We start from the raw sequence: 717 nt of genomic DNA, 5'->3' as shown, positions 1-717 counted from the left end.
CCGCCAAAACATCTTCGGCGTTGTAAGGTTAAGCCTCACGGTTCATTAGTACCGGTTAGCTCAACGCATCGCTGCGCTTACACACCCGGCCTATCAACGTCGTCGTCTTCAACGTTCCTTCAGGAGACCTAAAGTCTCAGGGAGAACTCATCTCGGGGCAAGTTTCGTGCTTAGATGCTTTCAGCACTTATCTCTTCCGCATTTAGCTACCGGGCAGTGCCATTGGCATGACAACCCGAACACCAGTGATGCGTCCACTCCGGTCCTCTCGTACTAGGAGCAGCCCCCCTCAGTTCTCCAGCGCCCACGGCAGATAGGGACCGAACTGTCTCACGACGTTCTAAACCCAGCTCGCGTACCACTTTAAATGGCGAACAGCCATACCCTTGGGACCTACTTCAGCCCCAGGATGTGATGAGCCGACATCGAGGTGCCAAACACCGCCGTCGATATGAACTCTTGGGCGGTATCAGCCTGTTATCCCCGGAGTACCTTTTATCCGTTGAGCGATGGCCCTTCCATTCAGAACCACCGGATCACTATGACCTGCTTTCGCACCTGCTCGCGCCGTCACGCTCGCAGTCAAGCTGGCTTATGCCATTGCACTAACCTCCTGATGTCCGACCAGGATTAGCCAACCTTCGTGCTCCTCCGTTACTCTTTAGGAGGAGACCGCCCCAGTCAAACTACCCACCAGACACTGTCCGCAACCCGGAT

General features: G+C 55.2%; 1 rRNA gene. It reads right to left on the bottom strand.

Annotated features, from left to right (window positions below):
• Positions 1 to 24 precede the first annotated feature (24 nt).
• Positions 25 to 717: ribosomal RNA gene (locus J4645_RS22085) — 23S ribosomal RNA — on the bottom strand; the annotation flags it as partial.

This window comes from Salmonella sp. 32082101201600294FB01SM01, from assembly GCF_017572865.1.
In the GTDB taxonomy this organism is placed as follows: domain Bacteria; phylum Pseudomonadota; class Gammaproteobacteria; order Enterobacterales; family Enterobacteriaceae; genus Salmonella; species Salmonella enterica.
The sequence above is the reverse complement of the archived record's forward strand: the minus strand, read 5'-3'. Positions and strand labels throughout refer to the sequence as shown.